Source organism: Nocardia implantans (assembly GCF_035544775.1).
In the GTDB taxonomy this organism is placed as follows: Bacteria; Actinomycetota; Actinomycetes; order Mycobacteriales; family Mycobacteriaceae; genus Nocardia; species Nocardia implantans.
The window spans coordinates 892,029-915,276 of record NZ_JAYKYQ010000001.1 but is presented as its reverse complement, the minus strand read 5'-3'; the positions used below and the strand labels follow the sequence as shown (position 1 = coordinate 915,276).

20 protein-coding genes are annotated in these 23,248 nt (G+C 68.5%); 7 read left to right on the top strand and 13 right to left on the bottom strand.

The features are described from left to right. Positions 1-13: 13 nt before the first annotated feature. On the bottom strand, positions 14-472 hold the full coding sequence (locus tag U3653_RS04085) for a hypothetical protein (RefSeq protein WP_195079837.1): 459 nt from the start codon (positions 470-472) through the stop codon (positions 14-16). 178 nt (positions 473-650) lie between these two features. Here U3653_RS04085 and U3653_RS04080 point away from each other — a divergent pair, with 178 nt between their 5' ends. The 4 genes from U3653_RS04080 (at position 651) to U3653_RS04065 (ending at position 8,095) form a co-directional block, all read left to right on the top strand. After that, positions 651-1,358 (top strand): GntR family transcriptional regulator, encoded by a 708-nt coding sequence (locus U3653_RS04080; RefSeq protein WP_195079836.1) that lies wholly within the window; start codon positions 651-653, stop codon positions 1,356-1,358. A 12-nt stretch (positions 1,359-1,370) separates the two neighbouring features. Further along, positions 1,371-4,982: an urea carboxylase gene (uca, locus tag U3653_RS04075; protein ID WP_195079835.1), complete on the top strand. Its 3,612-nt coding sequence runs from the start codon at positions 1,371-1,373 to the stop codon at positions 4,980-4,982. Continuing rightward, the gene (gene atzF, locus U3653_RS04070) at positions 4,983-6,704 is read left to right on the top strand and encodes an allophanate hydrolase (RefSeq protein WP_195079834.1); all 1,722 of its coding nucleotides are present in this window, start codon (positions 4,983-4,985) and stop codon (positions 6,702-6,704) included. A 161-nt stretch (positions 6,705-6,865) separates the two neighbouring features. Next, complete coding sequence (locus tag U3653_RS04065) at positions 6,866-8,095, top strand: FAD-dependent monooxygenase (protein ID WP_195079833.1); 1,230 nt, start codon at positions 6,866-6,868, stop codon at positions 8,093-8,095. 52 nt (positions 8,096-8,147) lie between these two features. On the opposite strand, the gene U3653_RS04060 is transcribed toward U3653_RS04065, so the two are convergent. The 5 genes from U3653_RS04060 to U3653_RS04040 form a co-directional block, all read right to left on the bottom strand. Further along, positions 8,148-8,738 (bottom strand): TetR/AcrR family transcriptional regulator, encoded by a 591-nt coding sequence (locus U3653_RS04060; RefSeq protein ID WP_195079832.1) that lies wholly within the window; start codon positions 8,736-8,738, stop codon positions 8,148-8,150. A 19-nt stretch (positions 8,739-8,757) separates the two neighbouring features. Beyond that, complete coding sequence (locus U3653_RS04055) at positions 8,758-9,981, bottom strand: cytochrome P450 (RefSeq protein ID WP_195079831.1); 1,224 nt, start codon at positions 9,979-9,981, stop codon at positions 8,758-8,760. A gap of 634 nt (positions 9,982-10,615) precedes the next feature. After that, positions 10,616-11,530, bottom strand: coding sequence for a class A beta-lactamase (bla, locus tag U3653_RS04050; protein ID WP_195079830.1), 915 nt, complete (start codon positions 11,528-11,530; stop codon positions 10,616-10,618). A 101-nt stretch (positions 11,531-11,631) separates the two neighbouring features. Continuing rightward, on the bottom strand, positions 11,632-13,101 hold the full coding sequence (locus U3653_RS04045; RefSeq protein ID WP_195079829.1) for a catalase: 1,470 nt from the start codon (positions 13,099-13,101) through the stop codon (positions 11,632-11,634). Between the two features lie 61 nt (positions 13,102-13,162). Beyond that, complete coding sequence (locus U3653_RS04040) at positions 13,163-13,588, bottom strand: Fur family transcriptional regulator (protein WP_067799685.1); 426 nt, start codon at positions 13,586-13,588, stop codon at positions 13,163-13,165. Positions 13,589-14,076: 488 nt separating this feature from the next. Here U3653_RS04040 and U3653_RS04035 point away from each other — a divergent pair, with 488 nt between their 5' ends. Further along, positions 14,077-15,315: an APC family permease gene (locus U3653_RS04035; protein WP_195079828.1), complete on the top strand. Its 1,239-nt coding sequence runs from the start codon at positions 14,077-14,079 to the stop codon at positions 15,313-15,315. Between the two features lie 234 nt (positions 15,316-15,549). Here the strand turns inward: U3653_RS04035 and U3653_RS04030 are convergent, their stop codons facing one another. After that, positions 15,550-16,146, bottom strand: a complete 597-nt coding sequence (locus tag U3653_RS04030; protein WP_195079827.1) for a TetR/AcrR family transcriptional regulator — start codon at positions 16,144-16,146, stop codon at positions 15,550-15,552. 42 nt (positions 16,147-16,188) lie between these two features. Then, entirely contained in the window at positions 16,189-17,655 is a 1,467-nt protein-coding gene (locus U3653_RS04025) for an alpha-L-fucosidase (RefSeq protein WP_195079826.1), read from the bottom strand. Positions 17,656-18,016: 361 nt separating this feature from the next. On the opposite strand from U3653_RS04025, the gene U3653_RS04020 reads away from it, so the two are divergent. Further along, positions 18,017-19,366 (top strand): serine hydrolase domain-containing protein, encoded by a 1,350-nt coding sequence (locus U3653_RS04020; protein WP_195079825.1) that lies wholly within the window; start codon positions 18,017-18,019, stop codon positions 19,364-19,366. Positions 19,367-19,373: 7 nt separating this feature from the next. Here the strand turns inward: U3653_RS04020 and U3653_RS04015 are convergent, their stop codons facing one another. From U3653_RS04015 to U3653_RS04000, 4 genes are all read right to left on the bottom strand, one after another. Further along, a complete protein-coding gene (locus U3653_RS04015; protein WP_195079824.1) occupies positions 19,374-20,291 on the bottom strand; it encodes an aminotransferase class IV in 918 nt (305 codons plus the stop codon). A gap of 61 nt (positions 20,292-20,352) precedes the next feature. Continuing rightward, a complete protein-coding gene (locus U3653_RS04010; RefSeq protein ID WP_195079823.1) occupies positions 20,353-20,610 on the bottom strand; it encodes a Txe/YoeB family addiction module toxin in 258 nt (85 codons plus the stop codon). Next, positions 20,607-20,855: a type II toxin-antitoxin system Phd/YefM family antitoxin gene (locus U3653_RS04005; protein ID WP_067799699.1), complete on the bottom strand. Its 249-nt coding sequence runs from the start codon at positions 20,853-20,855 to the stop codon at positions 20,607-20,609. Before U3653_RS04005 ends, U3653_RS04010 begins: the two co-directional genes overlap by 4 nt. Before the next feature lie 98 nt (positions 20,856-20,953). Beyond that, the gene (locus U3653_RS04000; RefSeq protein WP_195079822.1) at positions 20,954-21,376 is read right to left on the bottom strand and encodes a nuclear transport factor 2 family protein; all 423 of its coding nucleotides are present in this window, start codon (positions 21,374-21,376) and stop codon (positions 20,954-20,956) included. A gap of 108 nt (positions 21,377-21,484) precedes the next feature. Here U3653_RS04000 and U3653_RS03995 point away from each other — a divergent pair, with 108 nt between their 5' ends. Continuing rightward, positions 21,485-22,024, top strand: a complete 540-nt coding sequence (locus tag U3653_RS03995) for a TetR/AcrR family transcriptional regulator (RefSeq protein ID WP_195079911.1) — start codon at positions 21,485-21,487, stop codon at positions 22,022-22,024. A gap of 189 nt (positions 22,025-22,213) precedes the next feature. On the opposite strand, the gene U3653_RS03990 is transcribed toward U3653_RS03995, so the two are convergent. Beyond that, a complete protein-coding gene (locus tag U3653_RS03990) occupies positions 22,214-23,248 on the bottom strand; it encodes an aspartate-semialdehyde dehydrogenase (RefSeq protein ID WP_195079821.1) in 1,035 nt (344 codons plus the stop codon).

Sequence of the window (23,248 nt, the reverse complement as noted above, 5' to 3'; positions counted from 1 at the left end):
GCCGGTCGGACGCTCAGGCGGTGACCGTGCCGCCGTAGGAACTGAATCCGCGGCCGAGCGCCTGGCAGGTGAAGCTGCCGTGGAAGCCGACCTGGCACGTCGCTCCGGCATGCTCGATGATGGGGCCCCACTGGCCGGAGCCGGTTTTCACGTCGTAGATGCTGGGATTGCCACCCGGCAGGGTGTACGACGTGGCCGGGTCGAAGGTGGGATGCGCGGGCAGCCAGGCCTGGTCGATCACGATTTCGTTCACCGTCACCGGCACCGGGATGTAGGTGCCGCCGACGTAGTAGCTCAGGTGCTGGGGATAGCCGAAATCGCATCCGACGGAGCCGTTCGCGAAGATCGCGCAGTTCGTGCTGCCCGCCGAGAAGTAGACCGTGCCGGTGTCGGCCTGGGCGCTACCGGCCGCCAAGAGCGGCGCCATCGCGGCGGCGGCGAGTACTCCGGCGAACTTCGTGCTGCGCTTCATCTTTTCTCCTCGATCTTCGCTGATGGACAACCGACTCGATGACTCTGTCGAGCCCGCGCGGGATTTCGTTTCGTCCCGAGTACCCACACAGCCGCCGACCGACGCGGTGAGCAGACGCTAACGCGGCGATAACTTGCGGTCACTCCGCCGAAATGCGAGGTCAATAGCGTATACAGCCATGTCGACACGGATAGCAACCCTGGCCGACGCGGCGGGCAAACCCCTGCGCGACGTGGTGTACGAGAAGCTGCGCGGCGAGCTCATGAACGGGGACATCAAGTTCGGCGAGCGCCTCACCGAGCCGAAACTCTCCACCCGCTTCGGCATCTCGCGCACGCCGATCCGCGAGGCGCTGACCGTGCTGTGCTCGGACGGACTGCTGCAACGCGAAGAATACGGGTTCAGCCCCGTCCGGCCGAGCATCCCGCTGATCCGCGACCTGTACGAGTTGCGAATCACCCTGGAGCTGGGCGGTCTTCAGCGCGCGATGACCAACCCCGCGGTCACCCACGATCGTGCGCTGCTGGAGGCCGAGCGAGCCGCCTGGCTGGAACTGCGCGCCGACCCGCCGGAACAGGAACCGGGCTTCGTGGTGCGCGACGAGGAATTCCACGTCACCCTGCTGACCGCTGCGGGCAACACCGAGATGGTGCGCGCGCTCAAAGCGGTGAACTCCCGCATCCGCCACGTGCGCATGTACGACTTCATGGTCAACAACCGGATCGAGACCACCATCGCCGAGCATCTCGGAATCCTCGAAGCCGTTCTGGCCGAGGATCTTTCGCTGGCGTATCGGCTGCTGCACACGCATATCGGCGAATCGCTGGACGTCGTGCTCGAACGGGTCACCCGTGCGATCGCGGCGATGTCGCTGGCCACGGAATAGCAGGGAGCGGTAGTGAGTCTGGAATTCGATACGGTGCTCGTCGCCAATCGCGGCGAGATAGCTTGCCGCGTCATGCATACCGCCCGGCGGCTGGGGCTGAAGACGGTGGCCGTGTACTCCGATGCCGACGTGGGCGCGGCGCACGTCGAGATGGCCGATGTCGCCGTGCGCCTGGGGCCGGGACCGGCCGCGCAGTCCTACCTGCGCGCCGACGCGGTGGTGGAGGCGGCGCTGGCGACCGGAGCGGGGGCCATTCATCCCGGCTACGGGTTTCTCTCGGAGAACGCGGATTTCGCCACCGCGGTCGAGAAAGCGGGCATCGCGTTCGTCGGACCGACCGCCGAGCAACTCCGCGTCTTCGGTGACAAACACACCGCCCGCATGGCCGCCCGCGCGGTCGGCGTGCCGCTGATCCCCGGCAGCGACCTGCTCGAATCGGCTGATCACGCCGTGACGGAGGCCGAGCGGATCGGTTTCCCCGTGATGCTGAAGGCGGTCGGCGGCGGTGGCGGCATCGGCATGCAGGCGTGCTTCGACCCGGACGAGGTGCGCGCGGCCTACGAGCGGGTGCAGCGCATCGCCACGGCGAACTTCGGTTCGGCGGGCGTCTTCCTGGAACGTTTCGTCGCGCGGGCCAGGCACGTCGAGGTGCAGCTGTTCGGCGACGGCAACGGCCGCGTCGTCAGCCTCGGCACCAGGGACTGCTCGCTGCAACGCCGCAACCAGAAGGTCATCGAGGAGGCGCCCGCGCCGGGGCTCGCCCCGGAGCAGTCGCAGCACCTGCTGGCGGCGTCGCGGGAGCTGGCCCGCTCGGTCGGGTACCGCTCGGCGGGGACGGTGGAGTTCGTCTACGACACCGACAGCGGCGCCGCGTCGTTCCTGGAGATGAATACGCGCCTGCAGGTCGAGCATCCGGTCACCGAGGCGGTCACGGGCGTCGATCTGGTGGAGTGGATGCTGCGTCTAGCCGGCGGCGACACCTCGATGGTGGACCAACAGCCCGAGAGCGGACCGGTGATCACCGGCCACGCGGTGGAGGCCCGGGTCTACGCGGAAGATCCCGGCCACGAGTACCGCCCGAGCGCGGGCCTGGTCACGGCCGCGCACTTCCCTGGTGACGTCCGGGTGAACACCTGGGTCGGTACCGGTTCGGAGGTCAGTTCGTATTACGACCCGCTGCTGGCGAAGGTGATCAGCAGCGGCGAGAATCGAGCCGACGCTTTCGCCGCCCTGCGCACCGCACTCGATGCGACCCGGATATACGGGGTGCAGACGAATCTGCCCCAGCTGCGTCAGGCCGTGGCCGACGGCCGGGTCCTGCGTACCGAGCACACCACCACCACGCTGGCCGACATCCGCCCGGTCGGCCGCCGCATCGACGTGCTGCGCGGCGGAACCATGACCACGGTGCAGGATCATCCGGGCCGGATAGGTCTGTGGGAGGTGGGCATTCCGCCGTCCGGCCCGATGGACGACCTCTCCTTCACCCTCGCCAACACCGCGGTCGGCAACCCGGTCGGCGTCCCCGCGCTCGAGTGCACCTTGCAGGGCCCGCGGTTGCGCTTCTCCGACGCCACGGTGGTGTGCGTGACCGGCGCCCCGGCTCCGGTGACCGTGGACGGCCGTCCGGTGGCCATGTGGGAGCCCGTCACCGTGGCCGCCGGCGCGGTGCTGGACATCGGCGCGCCGACCGACACCGGCCTGCGCACCTATCTGGCGGTGCGCGGCGGCCTCGACGCGCCGCTCTATCACGGCAGCGCGTCCACCTTCACCCTCGGTGGATTCGGCGGTGTGACCGGCAAGGCGGTGGCCACCGGCGACGTGCTCGGCATCGCCCCCGCCGAGGCAGCCACACTCGGCGCGCCGGCCGCCGTAGCGCCGGGCGACCGGCCGCAATTCACCCACGAGTGGCAGCTCGGGGTCGGTGTCGGTCCGCAGACCTCGCCCGCGTACTTCACCGACGCCGACATGGACCAGTTCTGCACGCACCCGTGGCGAGTCGGCAGCCACGCCAACCGCACCGGCATCCGGCTGGAGGGCCCGAAGCCGGCGTGGTCGCGCACCGACGGCGGGGATGCCGGTCTGCACCCGTCCAACCTGCACGACAACCCCTACAGCGTGGGCGCGTTGAACGTCTCCGGCGACACCCCCATCCTGCTCGGTCCCGACGGCCCGAGCCTCGGCGGGTTCGCCTGTCCGCTCACCGTCGTGTCCGCGCATCGCTGGCGGATGGGTCAGTTGCGTCCCGGCGACTCGGTGCGGTTCGTGCCGGTCGACGACGACAAGGCAGCCGAGTTGCGGGCGTCCAACGGCAGCCGCGTGCCGGATCTGGTGACCGATTCCCGCGCCGCCCGGCGCGATCGCGGCGTGCTCGGCGGCGTCGAGGCGTCAGCGGACCGCCCGCGCGTGCGTTACCTGCGCGGCGGTGACGACAACGTGCTGGTCGAATACGGCGAGATGGTCCTCGATCTGGGCTTGCGTATGCGGGTGCACGCCCTGGCCGAAGCACTCGCGGCCGTCCGGCTGCCCGGCGTTGTGGACGTGACCCCCGGCGTGCGGTCCCTGCACGTCCACTTCGACCCCGAGGTGCTGCCGCAGTACCAATTGCTGGGCACGCTGACCGAACTCGAACTCGACCTGCCCGCCACGACCGACCTGGTGGTGCCGAGCCGCACCATCCGGCTGCCGCTGTCGTTCGACGATCCCTCGATCGCCGAAGCGATCGACCGCTATCGCAGCGGCGTGCGCGACACCGCGCCGTGGCTGCCGTCGAACACCGAGTTCATCCGCCGCGTCAACGGGCTCGACAGCGTGGACGAGGTACGCGCGACGGTTTTCGACGCGGAGTATCTGGTGCTCGGCCTCGGAGACGTGTATCTCGGTGCGCCGCTGGCTGTTCCGCTGGACCCGCGGCACCGCCTGGTCACCACCAAATACAACCCGGCCCGCACCTGGACCCCGTCCGACGCGGTCGGCATCGGTGGCAAGTACCTGTGCGTCTACGGGATGGCCTCGCCCGGCGGCTACCAACTGATCGGCCGCACCGTGCCGATCTGGTCCAGCTACCGGCAGTCCCCGCCGTTCGAAGCGGGCACGCCGTGGCTGTTCCGGTTCTTCGATCGCATCGTGTGGGAACCGGTGGGCCCGGAGCAGTTGCTCGAACACCGCGCCGCGGCCGAGGCGGGCAGATTCGACGCCGAGGTGAGCGAGGGCAGTTTCGCGCTCGCCGACCATCTGCGGCTGCTGCGCACCGAGGCCGAGTCCATCGCCGCGTTCGAAACCAGGCAGGCCGTCGCGTTCGAAGCGGAGAAGCAGGCGTGGCGGGCGGCGGGCGAATTCGCACGCGACACCGTCGCGCCCGTCACCGCGCCGGTCGACGACCCGCTGGCCGGACTGCCCGCCGACGCGACGGTGGTGACCGCCCCGATGATCGGCAATGTCTGGCGGGTAGAGGTCGCACCGGGGCAACGGGTCGAGGCCGATGCGCCGGTGGCCGTCCTGGAGGCGATGAAACTCGAATTACCCGTGCACAGCCCGTGCCCGGGCACCGTTTTGAAAGTACTGACCACGCCCGGCGCCAAGGTGGAGCCGGGCACGCCCCTCGTAGTGATCGGAGTCGACTGAATGCCCCTCCTAGGCGACACGGCAGCCGACCCTGTCGAACGCGTGGCGGCCGCCTATCGGCGGATCGCCGAGGTCGATCGGCCGGAAGTGTGGATCACCCTGCGACCGGAACCCGAGGTCGCCGCCGAAGCGGCCGCGCTCGCGCGCAGGCTCGCCGCCGGAGAGACCTTGCCGCTGGCCGGAGTCCTGGTGGCGGTGAAGGACAACATCGACGTGGCGGGGCTGCCGACCACCGCGGCTTGCCCGGAGTTCGCCTATCTGCCGGAGGTGACCGCGGCGGCGGTCGAGCGGTTGCTCGCGGCCGGGGCGCTGGTGCTGGGCAAGACGAACTTGGACCAGTTCGCCACGGGACTGGTCGGGACGCGCAGCCCGTACGGCGCGGTGCGCAACGCCCGGTACCCGGAACTGGTGTCGGGCGGGTCGAGTTCCGGTTCGGCGGCGGCGGTGGCGCTCGGGATCGCGGATATCGGCATCGGCACCGACACGGCCGGATCCGGACGGGTGCCCGCCGCGCTGCACGGGATCGTCGGCATCAAAGCCACTCTCGGGGTGATCCCGGCGCACGGGACCGTGCCGGCCTGTGCGGACTACGACGCCGTGACCGTGTTCGCCGCCGACCTCGACTCGGCGGTCTCCGCGGCGGCGGTGATGGCGGGCCCGGAGCCGCGTGACCCGCGCAGCCGCACGTGGCCCGCCGATGTCCGGCTGGCCGCACCGCTCGCACCGCGCATCGCCGTGCCGCGCCCCGAGGACTTGGCCGCGCTCAGCGAGCCGTACCGGGACGCGTTCGCGCGCACCGTCGCCTTGGTCGCGGAGACGGGCGCGAAGACCGAGGAAATCGACATTTCCGCCCTGCTCGACGCCGCGCTGTTGCTCTACGACGGCGCACTCGTCGCCGAACGCCATGCCGCGGTGGGCGCGTTCCTCGACACCGCCCCCGCCGGGGCCGATCCCACGGTCGCCGCCATCATCGGCGCGGCGCGGGAGAAGACCGGTCCGGCGTTCGCCGCCGACCTCGACCGGCTGGCCCGCGCCAAGGCGAAGGCCGCCGAACTGCTGCACGGCTTCGACGCACTGCTGTTGCCGACGACCACCGAGCATCCGAGCATCGCCGCGGTGCGGGCCGATCCGGTCGGCATCAACCGGCGGATGGGCACCTACACCAACTTCTGCAACCTGCTGGACATGGCGGCCGTCGCCGTGCCCGGAGCGCCCACCGCCGACGGTGCGCCGTTCGGCGTCATGCTGGTCATCCCCGCCTTCGCCGATCAGGTGGCGGTCGATCTCGCCGCCCGCCTGCTCGGTCTCGACAGCGCGCCGCTGCTCGTCGACCAGGGCGCCGACCTGGCCGTCTTCGGTGCGCACCTGCGGGGGCAGCCACTGCACTGGCAGCTCGAGCAACTCGGCGCCCGCTTTCTCGGCGAGATCCGGACGACCGACGCCTACCGCCTGACCGCGCTGGACACCACCCCGCCCAAGCCGGGACTGGTGCGGCACGGACCCGGCCGCGGGGCTCCGATCGAGGGAGAGCTGTTCCGCGTCGCCACGGCCGGGCTGGGTCGCTTCCTGGCCGAGCTGCCCGCTCCCATGGCCCTGACCCGCATCGAACTCGCCGATGGCCGCGAGGTCGTCGGGTTCGCCTGCACCTACGACGCCGCGCGCACCGCCACCGACATCACCCACCACGCGAGCTGGCGCACATACCTCCAACGTCGCTCCTAGCTGCTGCGATTCGTCCCCGAGCCCATGGCCGCGAGCACCCGTCGCCGCCATGGGCTTTCACTTGCGAGCCGATTTAGACATTCGTGCTAGACATTCGTACCACCGCATGTTAGACATATGTCTAAGACATTTGGTCAATCCAGTGGGAGTCGAGGAAAGTCATGAGCGCCAAGTCCGTAAGCCAGCTCCGCGTGCTCGTCGCAGGCGGCGGCATCGGCGGCAACGCCGTCGCGCTGCAACTGCTCCGGTCCGGCATCCGAGCCACCGTGGTGGAGCGCGCCGCAGCGCCGCGCCCCGGCGGGCAGGCCGTCGACCTGCGCGGACCCAGTCGCGAGGTGGCCGAGCGGATGGGCATGATGCCGGGCATCAAGAAATATCAGCTCGACGAGCGCGGCATGAAGTACGTCGACGACGCGGGCCGCGAGATCCTCCGCATGTCCGCCGAACTCTTCGACGGCAAGGGCGCGGTCGCCGAAATCGAGATCACCCGAGGCGATCTCAATCAGGTGCTGCTCGACCTGCTCGACGCCGAGGGCGGCGTCGACTACCGCTACGGCGAATGGATCACCGAGATCCGGCAGGACGGCACGGGCGTCGACGTGACTTTCGCATCCGGCGCCGACGAGCGATTCGACCTGGTGATCGGCGCCGACGGGTTGCACTCCGCGACCCGAAGGATGGTGTTCGGCCCCGAGGAGCAGTTCGCGACCTACCTCGGCGGATACATGTCGTTCTTCACGCTGCCTCGACCGGAAGACCTCGAGCCCCACTGGTTCACGATGCACTCGCTGGTCGGGGGCACCGGCTTGGGCATGCGTCCCGACGCCGACCCGGCCACCTGCAAAGCACTCGTCGTGCTGCGCGCGGCGGCGGACCCCGCGCTGCGCCGCGACGTCTCGGCACAGCAGCGGTTCATCCAGGAGCGCCTGGCCGGCGGCGGATGGGAGTCCGCTCGCATCGCCGCGGCGATGTCCGACGCGCCGGACTTCTACTTCGACGAGCTGGCCCGCATCGACATGCCGAGCTGGGTCGAGGGCCGGGTTGTCCTGCTCGGCGACGCCGGGTACTGCGGTTCCCCGCTCACCGGGCAGGGCACCGCGATGGCGCTGGTGGGCGCGTACGTGCTCGCCGGTGAGCTCGCCGCGCACGCCGACGACCTCGGACAGGGCCTGGCCCGCTACCAAGAGGTGCTGCGCCCGTTCGTCGAGACGGCCCAGCAGTTGCAGCCGGGCGGCCTGAACGCCATGACGCCCAAGTCCCGCTTCGGCATCCGCGCGGGCCACGCCGTCAGCAAACTGATGATGTCGAAGGCGATGCGACCGGTCATGATGCGGATGCTGAGCAAGACCGAGACCTACGATCTGCCCGACTACTCGGCGGCGACCGTCTGAGCCCGTGGCGCACACGTGGACCGGAGTCCCGCGCGGCTCCGGTCGACCGGCGTCAGTCGATCACGGTCCGGTGGTCGAGCAGGAACGGCAGCACGAAGGTGCGCAGCATCCCGCGTTCCTCGTCTTCGCCCGCGCCGGGCAGCGTCAGCAACGACACCATCGCGCGCACCACCCACCGACCGACCCGCTCGGCCGCGACGGAGGACAGCCCCGGACGGAATCCGGCGACGAAGTCGGTGGCGAGCGCGTCGATCACACCCGGCGAATTCGCCAGCTGGGCAACGATTCCCACGTTGGACGGTTCGAACCAGACCGCGAGATGCGGCGTTTTGCGCACCTCGGCCAGCAGTGCGGTCAACGTGTCGAGCAACTGCTCCCCCGGCTCCGTGTTCGCGGGCGTGGCCCGGTCTCGCCAGACGCGCTCCACCAACTGCCGCGCCTCCCGGCCCGCGAACGCCACGTAGAGCGCCTGCCGGTTCTCGAAGTAGCGATACAGCGTCGCCCTGGAACATCCTGCGGCGTCGGCGACTTCGGCCATGCCGACCCCGCTGACGCCTTTGTCGATGAACAGCGCGCGCACCGCGTCGAGAATGCGCTCACCGGCCAGTTCGGCGCGGCCGTCGGCCAGCCAATCGCCACTCATGCCGTGTCCCTTCCCGTGCTCACGCCCCGCACCGGAACGGCACAGTAGTCGGCCTGCGGACGTACGGCCCGCTCGCGTACTCCACCGCGTCGATGTCGACGACGTACTCCGGGAACCGATCGAGCAACTCTTCGAGCGCGACCCGGGCTTGCATCCGCGCGGCCGCCGCGCCGAGACAGTGATGCGGCCCGTGCCCGAAGGTGAGGATGCGCTGCGGATTGCGATCGATGTCCAGCTCGGCGGCATCGGGGCCGAACGCCCGCTCGTCGCGATTGGCCGACCCGAACACCAGCAGCGCCTTCCGTCCCGCGGGCACCGTCTTCCCGGCGAGTTCCACGTCACGCGTCACGGTGCGCGCCAATCCCTGCACCGGTGCGGTGAGCCGGGCGAACTCCTCCACCGCGACGCGAATCCGATCCGGTTCCGCGGCCAGCGCGGCGCGCTGATCCGGGTGTTGTTGCAGCAGCTGGACGGCGCCGCCCAGCAGGCCTGTGGTGGTGTCGTTGCCGCCCGCGACCATGGTCCAGGTGTAGGCGAGGATCTGGATCAGTCCGCGCACGTCCGTGTCGTCGGCCGCCATCCCCGCCTGCACCAGCAGGGACACGGTGTCGTCGCCGGGGTCGGTGCGCCTGCGTTTGATCAGTTCGGCGAAGTACCCCATCATCTCCGCCGACGCCGCTCGCGCCTTTGTGTTCGTCCGGTCAATGCTGCCCGCGACGACGGCGTCGGTCCAGCCGTCGAATCTCGCCCGATCCTGCTGCGGCACCCCGAGGTAGTACGCCACCACCATGCTCGGCAGCGGCTTGAACAGTTGCTTGACGATGTCACCGCCGCCTTGCGCCGCGATGGCATCGAGCCGGTCGCGCACGAAGCGGCGCACCACCGGCTCCACGTCCTCGACCTGGCGCGGGGTGAATCCGCGAGCGACCAGTTTTCGGAAGTCGGTGTGCTGCGGCGGGTCCTGCATCACCAGCGGGGGGTTGTCGGTCAGACCGAGTTCGTCGAGTTCGCCGTATTCCACCGTCAGCCCGTCCCGCGAGGAGAACGTCTCGCTGTCGCGCGCCGCCGCGTAGACGTGCTCGTGCCGAGTGAGCACCCAGTAGTCGTGTTCGGGCCGCGCGGCCGGGACGACGTGCTGCACCGGATCGTGCTCCCGCAGGGCCGCGTACATCTCCCACGGCGAGGCCCAGGTGGGGCCGGAGCGAAGTTCGAAGACCGGGGGCCGATACGACACGTGCGTCATGTATCGACCGTAAGACAATTTACTAAAAGTGTCTAGAACCGGTTCCAGTTCGGTGGGCCGATCACCATGACGACCAGCCCGGCCGCTTCCGCCCCGCGTGGAACCCGGCGCCGCACACTCGTGGGTTACCTTCGGCAGCGGCAACGCCGTCTCGTTGCCGGTCAGCTCCAGGAAGAGCCAGCGCGAGCGACCGCTCCGCGTCCCGCGTCCGCCGGGCCGGCCACCCCTCGTAGACCGGCCCGGCGGACACCCACCCCCGAGACCCGGCCTGTCACCCCTCGAGACAGGCCGCTTCTCGGTTCGCACCTCGCGGTGCTGGGTATGTCCCTCCCGCGAGACAAACAATGCAGGCACGGGCTTGGCGCGCTCTTAAGAACACCTTGCAAGATCGAAATCGCAGGTGAGCGGGATTCACCAGGTGGTGACCCGGCAAGCGCCTACCGCCCGGCGGCGGAACGCGGGATGATGGTCACGAGTGCGCCAAAATGATTGGGAGCGACGATGGAAACCGTGGTGGTCTGGATTCTGGCGACCCTGCTCTACTGGTGGGGTCTGCTGTAGGTGTCCGAACCTGGCCGCCTGATCCGGCCAGGTCTACTACAGGTCGTCGTTATTCGCTCACTCGCCGCGCCGGTCAGCGAAGACCGTCCAGGACCACCCGCGTCACGTCCACCAGCAAATCGTTGCTCACCCCGGCATCGGCACTTGGCTTGCGGCTCATGATCGCGATCACGATCGGCGCCCGGCCACCGTCGGGCCAGACGATCGCGACGTCGTTGGCACAGCCGTAGGAGCCGGTACCCGTCTTGTCGCCGATGACCCACTCGGCGGGCAACGCCGCACGGATGCGCTCGGCACCGGTCGTGTTCGCCTTCAGCCAGGCGACCAGCTGATCGCGTTCCCGTACGCCGAGCGCGTCGCCGAGCGCCAAGGCGCGGTAGTTCGCGGCGAGCGCGGCCGGAGTGGTGGTGTCCCGTTCGTCACCGGGGATCGCGGTGTTGAGTTCGGTCTCCCAGCGGTCGAGCCTGCTGGTCGGATCGCCGAGGGTGCGGAGAAACGCCGTGAGCCCTTCCGGGCCGCCGATCTCACGCAGCAGCAGATTGCCCGCCGTGTTGTCGCTGCGGGTGATCGCGGCCTCGGCCACGCGCGCCAGCGTCATCCCCTCGGCCAACTCGGCGCCGGTCACCGGCGAATTGTCGACCAGATCCCCCTCATGGAAGCGGATCACCCGATCGAAGTATCCCGTGTCCAGCGGATGCGCATACAGGGCCGCGGCTGCCGCGAGCGTCTTGAAAGTGGACAGGAACGGGAAACGCTCGTCGGCGCGGTGGGTCACCGTCCTGCCGGTGCCGGTGTCCACCGCGAACAACCCGACCTGCGCGCCGTACCGAGCCTCCAGGTCCGCCACGCTCGTGTCCGCGGCGGGGCCGGCCTGGACGCTCGACGTGAGCGGGTCCGGCCGCGCCGCATCGGTTTCCGCACCGCAACCGGCCAGCAGCGTCAGCGCGGCGGCCAGCGCCACCCGGTAGTCACGTGTCAGCCGAGGCATGCCCACACTCTGGCACCCGAGCACTCACCGGGCGGACAGGATGGGCCGGACACGCCGAAGGCAGGTGCGCGATTCCGCACACCTGCCTTCGAAGTGAGTGATCAGCCCTGCGAGCCGTCGAGTCCGGCGCGCACGCCCTCCTCGACCCGCTTGCCCAGATCGGCGTCGACGTTCTTCCAGTACTGGAAGACGCGGCTCAGCACCGGCTCGCGGACGCCGACGAGCACGTGGCCGACGATGTTGTCCACCAAGCGTTCTCGCTGCGCGTCGTCGAGCACCTCACGTACGAGGGTGCCCGCCTGGGTGAAATCGCCGTCCTCGGCATGCCGGATGTAGCCCGCGCGCACGATGGTCGGATCGAAGTCCCAGATACCGCCGTCCGCGGCCTTTTCCGGGTCGGCGTGCGGGCCGCCGAACGAATTCGGGGCGTAGACCGGCACATTCGGATCGTTGTAGTGGTACCGCATGGCGCCCTCCTTGGAGTAGGAGTTCACCTCCGCGGCCCTGGCCTGGTTCGGCGGCAGCTGCGCGTAATTCGTGCCGATGCGGTAGCGGTGCGCGTCGGCGTAGGCGAAAACGCGGCCGAGCAGCATCTTGTCCGGTGAGAAGCCGATGCCGGGAACGACGTTCGACGGCTCGAACGCGGCCTGCTCGATGTCGACGAAGTAGTTGCGGGGGTTGCGGTTCAGCGTCCACTTGCCGACCTCGATCAGCGGGTAGTCCTTGTGCGACCACACCTTGGTCAGGTCGAACGGGTTGAACCGGTAGCCTTCCGCCTCCGCGACCGGCATGACCTGGACGTACACCGTCCAGCTCGGGAAGTCGCCGCGCTCGATCGCCTCCCACAGGTCCTTGCGGTGGTAATCGGCGTCCTCGCCCGCGATCCGGTCGGCCTCGGCCTGGGTCAGGAACTCGATGCCCTGGTCGGTCCTGAAGTGGTACTTGACCCAGAAGCGCTCCCCCGTGGCGTTGATCCACTGGTAGGTGTGCGAACCGTAGCCGTTCATGTGCCGGTAGGTCTTCGGGATGCCGCGATCGCCCATCAACCAGGTCACCTGGTGGGCGGTCTCGGGACGCAGGGTCCAGAAATCCCACTGCATGTTGTGATCGCGAAGACCGTTGCCGGGCAGGCGCTTCTGCGAGCGGATGAAGTCGGGGAACTTGATCGGGTCCTTGATGAAGAAGATCGGCGTGTTGTTGCCGACGAGGTCGTAGTTGCCGTCCTCGGTGTAGAACTTCACCGCGAATCCGCGCGGGTCACGCCAAGTGTCCGGGCTGCCCTGCTCGCCGGCCACGGTGGAGAACCGCGCCAGCGATTCGGTGCGCGCACCGGGCTGGAACAGCTTCGCCTTGGTGTACTTGCTGACGTCGTTGGTCACGACGAGCTCACCGTAGGCGCCCGAACCCTTCGCGTGCACGATGCGTTCCGGCACCCGTTCGCGGTTGAACTGGGCCAGCTTCTCGATGAGGTAGTGATCGTGCAGCAGGATCGGGCCCTGCGTGCCCGCGGTGAGCGATTCGTCGTCGCTTTCGACCGGGATTCCGGTGTTCGTGGTTGTCGGTTTGGTCACGGAAGACTCCTCGGCTGGTGAACATCGTTTCCCGGGAGGGCTGCCCCGGGCGTATGGACCGCTACTCGGAACGGCAGGTCGGGCACAGCCCCCAGAAGACGACCTCGGCTTCGTCGACCACGAATCCGTGCGCGTCCGACGGGTCGAGGCATGGGGCTCGGCCCACGGCGCAGTCGACGTCGACGACCGCACCGCAGCTTCGGCACACCAGATGGTGGTGGTTGTCACCGATCCGGGTTTCGTACAGCGCGGACGAACCCGCGGGCTCGATCCGCCGCAGGATCCCGGCGCGCACGCACGCGTGCAAGACGTCGTAGACGGCCTGCGTGGACACCGAGCCCAGCGCTTCGCGGACGGTGGCGGCCACCGTGTCCGCGTCCGAATGCGGCCGTGCCGCGACCGCGTCCAGTACTGCGAGCCGTGGCGCGGTGACCCGCAAACCCGCTGCTCGCAGCCACTCGCGTGAGGCAGTGCCGTTGGTGTGCATACTTCGATTCTGACCCTTTTCTGGAACTAGTCAAGAAAAGAGAGTGGAATCACTCCAGAAAACACTCTGGTTCGGAGCTGCTCGACGAGTCGCTCCCGCAGGCGACCAGGTGCGATATGAAGTGGCGAGCGTCACAAATTCTCGTCGGAATAGCTTCCGGCAGCGCGTGGTTGAACCCCCTGTCGGCGTCCGGACAGCCCCGGGCCGCACCCTTTGTCGCTTCGAGCGACCACCCGCCGAGAGGCGCTTGTGGGACGTCGACACCCACCGTCGGCGTCCGGACAGCCCCGGGCCGCACCCTTTGTCGCTTCGAGCGACCACCCGCCGAGAGGCGCTTGTGGGACGTCGACGGCAACGACACCACCACGGTGTCCCAGCCAACAGCGCCGCCAGGTCATCCCGACCTGGCGGCGCTGTCGCATCCACCGGGCCGGCCCGGCGAGCGAAGTCGCGCTGCGGGGGCGGGGGTGGTGGGGGAGGATGCGGGTATGGCGTCGGTGGATGGGGAATTGAGTCGGCGGCTCGGGCTTGCCGATTCGGTGGTCATCGGGCTGGGGGCGATGGTTGGGGCGGGAATTTTCGCGGCGCTCGCGCCCGCGGCGGCCGCGGCCGGGAGTTGGCTGCTGGTGGCTCTCGCGGTGGCGGCGGTGGTGGCGTATTGCAATGCGACGTCGTCGGCGCGGCTGGCGGCGCGATATCCCGTTTCCGGGGGCACGTATGTGTACGGGCGGGAGCGGCTGGGGCGTCTGTGGGGGTATCTCGCCGGATGGGGGTTCGTCGCGGGGAAGACGGCTTCATGCGCGGCGATGGCGCTGACGGTCGGTAGCTATGCCTGGCCCGAGCAGGCGCACGCCGTGGCGGTGGGCGCCGTGGTGGCGATCACCGCGATCAATTACACCGGCGTGCAGAAATCGGCGTTCGCGACTCGGGTGCTCGTCGGCGTCGTCCTCGCGGTGCTCGCCGCGGTGATCGTGATCGGGCTGCTCGGAACGCATTCGGCGGCATCCGCCCTGCCCGACCGGATCGGTCCGCGCGACGTGCTCACGGCGGCGGGACTGCTGTTCTTCGCGTTCGCGGGGTACGCGCGCATCGCCACGCTCGGCGAGGAAGTACTCGAACCACAGCGCACCATCCCCCGCGCCATCATGCTCGCGCTCGCGCTCGCACTCGCGATCTACACGCTGGTCGCGGTCGCGACGCTGAGCGTGCTCGGCTCCGCCGGACTGGCCGCGGCCACCGACCCGCTGGCGCGAATGGTCAGCGCGGCGGGCGTCCCCGCTGCCGCGCCGGTGGTGCGGATCGGCGCGGTGCTCGCGGCGGCCGGATCGCTGCTCGCGCTGATCCTCGGCGTATCCCGCACGGTGCTGGCCATGGCGCGGGACCGCTATCTGCCCGGAGCGCTCGCCGCGGTGCATCCGCGGTTCGGGGTGCCGCACCGTGCCGAACTGGTGGTCGGCGCGATCGTCGCCGCGGTCGCCGCGCTGTTCGATGTGCGCGCGGCCATCGGGTTCTCTTCGTTCACGGTGCTCTTCTACTACTTGATCGCGAACATCTCCGCGGCGACACTGACCGCCGAGGAGAATCGGCCACCCCGGTGGATTCCGGTGGTCGGCGCGGTCGGGTGCGTCGTCGTCGCATTCGCCCTGCCGCTCGGCTCCGTGCTCGCCGGGCTCGGCGCGCTCGCCCTCGGGGCAGCGCTGTATGCGTTGGGTGAGCGCTACCGCTAGCGGCCGCCCTTGTCCGCCCGACTCCGTCATCAGCCGATGCACCGACCCCAACTCGGCGCAGTGGTGTAGACACCGGGCGAGCGCAACCGCCGAGACGGTCGCGCAGCGGGCCGATGGGAGCTGCTGTTGCCAAATCCGAGGGGGCGTCGGCCGTAACTTCTCCGGCAATCGCAGGGTCATGGAGGGGATGCTGCATTGGCTGCGCACACTGCTGGCCCACCATGTCCCCTGCGTCTATCGATCGGCAACAGAAATCGCGCGGTAGACGAACGCTTCCAGTTCCTCGGCCGCAGCCCGCAGATCGAACCCGGGTTCGGTCAGCCATCGGCCGACCAGACCGTCGATCGCGCCGCTGACGACCACCGCGGTCGTCTCGACGTCGAACGTGCGGAACCAGCCATCCGCCTGCCCGGCGGCCAACAGGTCCGCCAGTACTCGCCACCGGGACGAGTCCGCGCGGATCGTGCTGCGGCCGGCGGCTTCCGCGATCGCGATGACCTCGGTGAGCGCCCGGATATGGGACGGATGGGCGCTCAGATGGCCGAGCATCGCCCGGATGTACGCGCCGACCGCGTCGGCGGGCGTGCCAGCGCTCCGCACCGCCGCATCCACTTGCTCGACCAGGCCGCCGAGCACGCGGCCGAGCACCTGGTCGAGCAAGTCCTCTTTGTTCTGGAAGTGATACAGCACCGCGGCTTTCGAGACGCCCGCCTTCTCGGCGATCCGCGACAGCGAGGCACGAGCATGTCCTACCTCGGCGATCAGGGCGATCGCACTGTCGACAATCTGCCCGCGGCGTACGTCAGCCGATTCCACCGTCTCGGCGGTCACGAAATTCTCCTTCTCTCCCTGAGACCAGTGCGGGCAACCGATTCACGACCGCGAAACGGACACCGCCGGGGAGTAGACGCCGGTCAGATCACGACTGAACCCGAGGATGGTGTCACTATCACGCCTTCGGACCGTCACCGGGCTGCCATCCGCCGACAAGGTGCCGGTGGATCCCGGGATCGACAGTGCCTTCAGGGTGATCTCACGCCCCTTCGGATAGCCGATCACCAAGACATGGACGGCAGTGCTGTCACACGTCAGCCGGACCGGCAGCCCCTCGGCTGTCTCGCCCTCCGCTTCGTTCCAAGGGCTGGTGTCGTAGATCGCCGGGCCGTTGCGCCGCAGCCAGCTGCCGAAAGCCGCCAGCCGATCGAGTTGCGCTGCCGGGATGACGCCCGCGCCACCGCTCGGGCCGACATCGAGCAGCAGATTGCCGTTCTTGGCGACCGTGTCGGCGAAAGCCGGGAAGAGATCGTCCTCGAATGACGCGTAGTCCGCGTCGGCCTCGTCGCGGTTGAAACCGAACGAGTTGCCGATACCCCGGGTCGCCTCCCATTTGGCCGACTGGATCGTGTCGAACCGGGCGTACTCGCGAGTAGTGAAATCCGCGTGCGGGACCGCCTGCGGCGCCGCGGTGTGGAGGATGTCCGGGCGCGCGGCGAGCAACTGCTTCATCAGCAGGTCGAAACCGGCCCGGGCCGGTTTCCAGTGCATCACCTTCCTGACCCACGAGTCGATCTGCCAGCGATCGTTGACGACGCCGTCCGGCACCATGCTGTAATAGTCGGCGAACAACGAGAGCAACTGTTTCCGCCCGGTCGGCCACGAGATGTCGTTCCACAAGATGTCCGGCCGATAACGGGTCACGAGTTCACGCATCTGGGCGTCGGCGTAGGCGGGATAGTCGCGGCCGTGCGGTGAATAGATGTAGTCCCCGAGAGTCTTCATCATCTTCGGCTGGAAGGTCCAGTCGATTCCGCCGGAATAATAGACACCGAATCTCATCCCGCGCCCGCGCACCGCGTCCGCGAGTTCGCCGACCAAGTCGCGTTCGGTGAACCATCCGGCTTTGTGCGGGTTTCGCACACCGGTCGGCCACAACGCGAATCCGTCGTGATGCTTGGTGACCATCACCACGTATCGGGCGCCTGCCTGCTGGAACGTCTCAGCCCACCCGTCCGGGCGCCAATCCTCCAGCCCCTGCTCGAACATCGCCTTGAAACCGTCGTACGGCAGATCACCGAAGTGCCGCCGGTGGAACGCGGCGGTGGGCGAGCCGGGATCCTTCATCGCGTTCGCGTATTGCTCGGCGTAGGGATTCCTGGTCATGGCGTGCCCGTAATCGTCGCGCAGCACATCGGCATAACGTCCTCTCGGCGCGAATCCGGGCACCGAGAACAATCCCCAATGGACGAAGATCCCGAATTTGGCCTCCGCGAACCAGGTCGGTTCCCGGCGCGCCCGTGATCCCAGCGAAAGCCCGTTCCCGCCATCCGCGACCTGCTTCATCCTGCGCCTCTTCTCGTGTACGTGCAGGCCAAGGGTAGCTGACCGATCGGTCAGCCGCTGCGCGCCGCCGAGAGGCGACTACCTACCGAGCCGGATACGTCCTGACAGTGATCGTCGAGTGGCTCGAGTCATCGGGAAACCCGGCCTGGTCCAACAGCCCCATAACCCGACCGGCGAACCGACGGGAACAGACCACCGGATCAGCGACGGCTCCTCGCGCCCGGCTCGGCATCGGTGCCACCTGTGCCGCGCGGACCCGGCGAATGCCCGTGCCCGATCTGCGCCTCGTTGCGGATATCAGACGTCCAGTTCCCCGCCTGTTTACCGCGTGAACAGGACGAAGGGCGCTAGCCTTTTGCACATGGGGCGTTTCGGTGGATTCCTGGCGGGAATCGCGGCGGTTTCGCTGGTGGCGGGCAATCTCTTCGCTGGAAGCGCGGGCGCCGCGACCGGTGACGAGGCGCGGTGCGCGGTCACCTCGGGGCGCGATCTGGAGCGGGCGGCGCCGGAGCAAGTCGGGTTGGATTCCGCGAAACTCCAGGACGCGCTGACCTTCGCGGCCGGCCGGAACCGTTTCAACGTCCAGGTTTTCCGGCACAACTGCCTCATCGGCGAAGGGCCGACGAACGAGCAGACCGGCAACGTGGCGTGGAACATCTGGAGCGCGACCAAGAGCGTCGTCTCGCTGCTCGCGGGAATCGCCTGGGATCGTGGCGCACTCGATCTTCACGCGCCCATCGATCGCTATCTTCCCGCCGGACTCGGTGATGCCCAGCACCGGTCGATCACCGTCGAGAACCTGCTCACCGAGACCTCGGGCATGCGGGTCGGCGTGCTGACCGAGGGTGTCACCGGCGTGATCCCCGTCGACCCGGACAGCGCGGTGCAGGCGCTGGGCGTGCCGCTGGACAATCCGCCGGGCACCGTCTTCACCTACAGCCAGCGCAATGTCGACCTGTTGTCCTACGTGCTGGAGCTGGCCGTCGGCGAACCTCTGCAAGATTTCGCGCAGCGGGAATTGTTCGATCCGCTCGGGATTCCGCGCAGCGACTACTACTGGGCTCAGGATCGCTCCGGGCACACCTACGGCTACGCGCACCTGATGATCCCGCCGAACGATTTCGCGAAGCTCGGACTTCTGGTGAGCAACGACGGGCGCTGGGGCGAACAGCAGATCGTGTCCCGCGACTACCTGCGCAAGGCGCGCACGCCGTCACCGACGAACTCGTGCTACGGGTACCTGTTCTGGCTCGGCCGCGGTTGCGCGGAGATCGCCGATTTCCTGCCCGACGACGTGTACGCGATGGCCGGGCTCGGCATGCAGAACGTCTTCGTCATACCCAGCCTCGACCTCACGGTGGTGTGGACCGGCGTCTTCGGGAACGTCAGCAGCCAGGGCGTGTCCGGAGTCGTGCAGAACACCCAGGAATTGCCCTACGAATTCTTCCGCAAGGTGTTCGACGCGTTCTACGACCGGCCGGTACCCGACCCCGGTCCGTACGTCGAGCCGCCGCTGCGGCTCGATCCACGTCGTTTCGTCGACACGGATATCTTGATCGCCGTGTTCGGCCTCGGTCCCGCCGCCTATCCAGGCTGCAATGTCTTCGCCTGCCTGAATCACCCACTGGATCCGCCGTTCGCGGACACCCCGCCGGGTTGCGCCATCCTGGTCTGCCTCGGACCCGACCCGCGCACCCCGGCGATCCGCTGACCTGCCGCTACCGGGTGAGATCCGTGACCCAGCCGTGCACGTCGTCGGTGCGCAGCGCGGCGTGATGACGTTTGCGCAGCGCCTGGGAGATCGGGCCGGGAACCCCGTCGGCGACCAGGCGGCCGTCCACTTCGACGACGGGCGCGGCGCCGGATGACGTGCCGGTGACGAACACTTCGTCGGCGATGTACAACTCGGTGAGATCGACGGTGCGTTCCACCACCGGGATGCCGTCCTCGGCCGCCAAGGTGAGAACGGTCCTGCGGTTGATGCCGTCGAGAATGTCGCAGGAGACAGCGGGCGTGATCAACGTGCCGTTGCGGACGAGGAAGATGTTCGCCGCGCTGAGTTCGCAGACGTGCCCGTTGCCGTCGAGGAAGACGCAGTCGTCATAACCGCTGTCGATCGCGTCCTGCTTGGCCAGCACCGAGTTGACGTACGCGCCGTTGACTTTCGCCCGAGACGGGATCGCGTTGTCCGGAATGCGCCGCCACGGACTGGATTTCAGGCGCATGCCGTTCTGCGGGACGATGGGCACCGCGTCGTAGACGAACATGCTGACCCGAATGGCACAGCCCCGCACCCGGGTACCCGGAATGGACTCGACCACGTGCACCGTCGCCCGCACGAAGACGTCCTCGCGCGGAGCGTTCGCCGCGACCAGTTCCACGACGGCCGCACGGAACCGGGCGTAATCCCACTCCGCCGCGAACCGATCCATCCCGATGATCTTGCAGGACTCCTCGAGCCTGCGGAAATGGTCGTCCAAACGGAACGCCGTCCGCGCTGCCCCATCCACATGCACCGGGAAAACGGTGTAGACACTCAGTCCGTACAACACCGCCGACGATGCGACGCTCACCGTGGCAGCTTCGGCCGCAACGATCCGGTCGCCGAGATACACATGAGGATGAGGGTTCGCCATCGACGCAGGCTAACAGCCGCGCCGCGCGACGAGCGAGGCCTTTTCCGCGTGCGGCCCGCCGTCAGTCGTAATGCTTTCCGACCTTGGCGATCCAAACCGCATCGTCGACGATTCGATAGACGAGCCGGTGCTCCTGCGTGATCCGGCGCGACCAGTACCCTGCCAAGTCGTGCTTCAAGGGCTCGGGCTTGCCGATGCCTTCGAACGGATCGCACAAGATGGCTTTGATCAGCACATTGACCTTCTTCAATACGAGCCGGTCACGCTGAAGCCAGGCCGCGTATTCCTCCCATGCGGATTCGGAGAATACGACCTTCATTCGATGAGATCGCGTTCGACGCCGCCACCACCCTCGAGCTCTTGAATCGAGCGGCGTAGGCGCGCCCCGTCGCGTCCGCTCAACAGCTCCACGGTTGTCATCAGCGAGTCGTAGTCCTCCTTGGACATCAACACCGCGTTCCCCCCTTTCGACACGATCTCGATCGTGTCGTGATCCTCGTTGACCTTCCGCACCAGAGGAAACAGGTTCTTTCGCGCCTCGCTCGCCGTGATCGCCGAAGCCATGGTTCCTCCTAGCAAGTCGTACAACATACGGTACCACTCGATTGGCATTCGTCCGCACCGCACACGGCTGCGCAGAACAGTGCGCGCCGAGTAGCAGCTCAGCTCGTGGCCAGGCGGGTGAAGCGGGCGGTGTCCATGTAGTCGCGGAAGAGCACCACTCGGCCGTCGCGGACCCGGACGACGTTCACCGAGGTGCGCACCCGGGCGCGACCGGAGCCGGGGACGGTCATGTCCACCTCGTTCTCCACGAGCAGCACCTCGGGGTCGGTGGTCTCGTAGACCTGGGGATGGATCGCGTGCACTTCGATCCCGGACAGGCCCGACCATCGTTGCGCCAAATGCTCGCGGATCGCCTCCCGGCCTTCCAGTCGCGTCGGAAGCCCAGGGATGGTGAACGGGATTTCGAAGACCGCGTCGGGCGCGAGCAGCGCGACGAACGCGTCGGCATCGCGCGCAGGCAGGTCGCCGAACAATCGCTCGACCAGCTCGCGCGGGCTCCGCGCGGACGAACCATCGGTCATCGGACACCTCCAAATAAGCGGAACGCAAGACCCGCTTATCATCCGGAACGCGCGCCCCGGTTGTCAACAGTAGACTCCTGACCCGTGACCGAACCCGAGCGCCGACCCATGCGCGCCGACGCTCGCCGCAATCGCGAGCGCGTTTTGGCAGCCGCGCAGGAAGCGTTCGCCGCGGAAGGGCTCTCCGTGCCGCTGGACGAGATCGCACGGCGGGCCGGTGTCGGCGCGGGCACCGTCTACCGGCACTTTCCCACGAAGGAAGCGCTGTTCGAGGCGGCGATCGTGGACCGGGTGGACCGGATCATCGCGCTGGCACGGCAATTGGCCGACTCCGCGGATCCGGTGCCCGCGTTCTTCGACTTCCTCGCCCGGCTCGTGGCCGAGGGCAGCGTCAAGCGGGATCTCGCCGACGCCGTCGGCGGCCAGGACGCCCCCGAATACCTGCGGCCCGTCCACGAACTCAACGCGGCCATCGGCACGCTGCTCACCCGCGCGCAGCAGGCGGGCGGCGTGCGCACCGACATCGAGGTCGAGGACCTGATGCGCGTCATCAAGGGCGCGTTCCTCGCCACCCACGGCACCGCAGCCACCGCCGCGCAGCGCGAGCGCGCCTTCGCCGTCGTCTTCGACGGTCTGCGCACCCACTGAGCCGTTCCCGAGTCGCCTCGCCGGAATCGGCAGCGGCTCGGTCCCCCGCCTGGTCGCCCACCCGGGCAGCACCGATACCAGCGATACGAAGCCGACCGCCTCAACCGGCGGAGTCATCCGCGCACGGTAACGAAGGAGGGAAACGACGAACGGGCCGCGAAACCCGCGGCCCGTTCGATCGAGTAGCTCTCAGCGCTCGCTGAGCAGCACCTCGGCGATCTGAATAGTGTTGAGCGCAGCGCCCTTTCGCAAGTTGTCGCCGGAGATGAACAGCGCGAGCCCGCGGCCGTCCGGCACACCAGGGTCCTGCCGGATGCGACCGACGAGCGAATCATCGATGCCCGCCGCGGCGAGCGGAGTCGGCACATCGACCAGCCGCACACCGGGGGCCTTGGCCAGGATCTCCTTGGCGTGCTCGGCCGAGAGCGGCTCGGCGAACTCGGCGTTCACCGACAGCGAGTGGCCGGTGAAGACCGGCACGCGCACGCAGGTGCCGCTCACCGCGAGATCCGGGATGCCGAGGATCTTGCGGCTCTCGTTGCGCAGCTTCTGGTCCTCGTCGGTCTCGCCGGAGCCGTCGTCGACCAGCGAACCCGCCAGCGGAAGCACGTTGAACGCGATGGGCGCGACGTACTTGTTCGGCGCGGGGAAGTCGACGGCGCGGCCGTCGTGGGTCAGCTTCTCGGCGTCATCGATCACCGCGCGGGCCTGGCTTGCCAGCTCTTCGACACCGGCCAGGCCGCTGCCGGAGACCGCCTGGTAGCTGGAGACGATGAGGCGGCGCAGACCCGCGATGTCGTGCAGCGGCTTGAGCACCGGCATGGCCGCCATCGTGGTGCAGTTCGGGTTGGCGATGATGCCTTTGACCAGGTTGCGCGTCTGCTCCGGGTTGACCTCGCTGACCACCAGCGGGACCTCGGGGTCCTTGCGCCACGCCGAGGAGTTGTCGATCACCGTGACGCCTGCGGCGGCGAAGCGCGGCGCCTGCACCCGGGACATGGTGGCGCCCGCGGAGAACAACGCGATGTCCAAGCCGGACGGATCGGCGGTCTCGGTGTCCTCGACGACGATCTCGCGGCCGCGCCAGGGCAGCGTCTTGCCCGCCGAACGAGCCGAGGCGAAGAACCGCACCTCGTCGGCCGGGAAGTTGCGCTCCTCCAGCAGCTTCCGCATGACGGCGCCGACCTGCCCGGTCGCGCCGACGACTCCTACGCGAACTCCCAT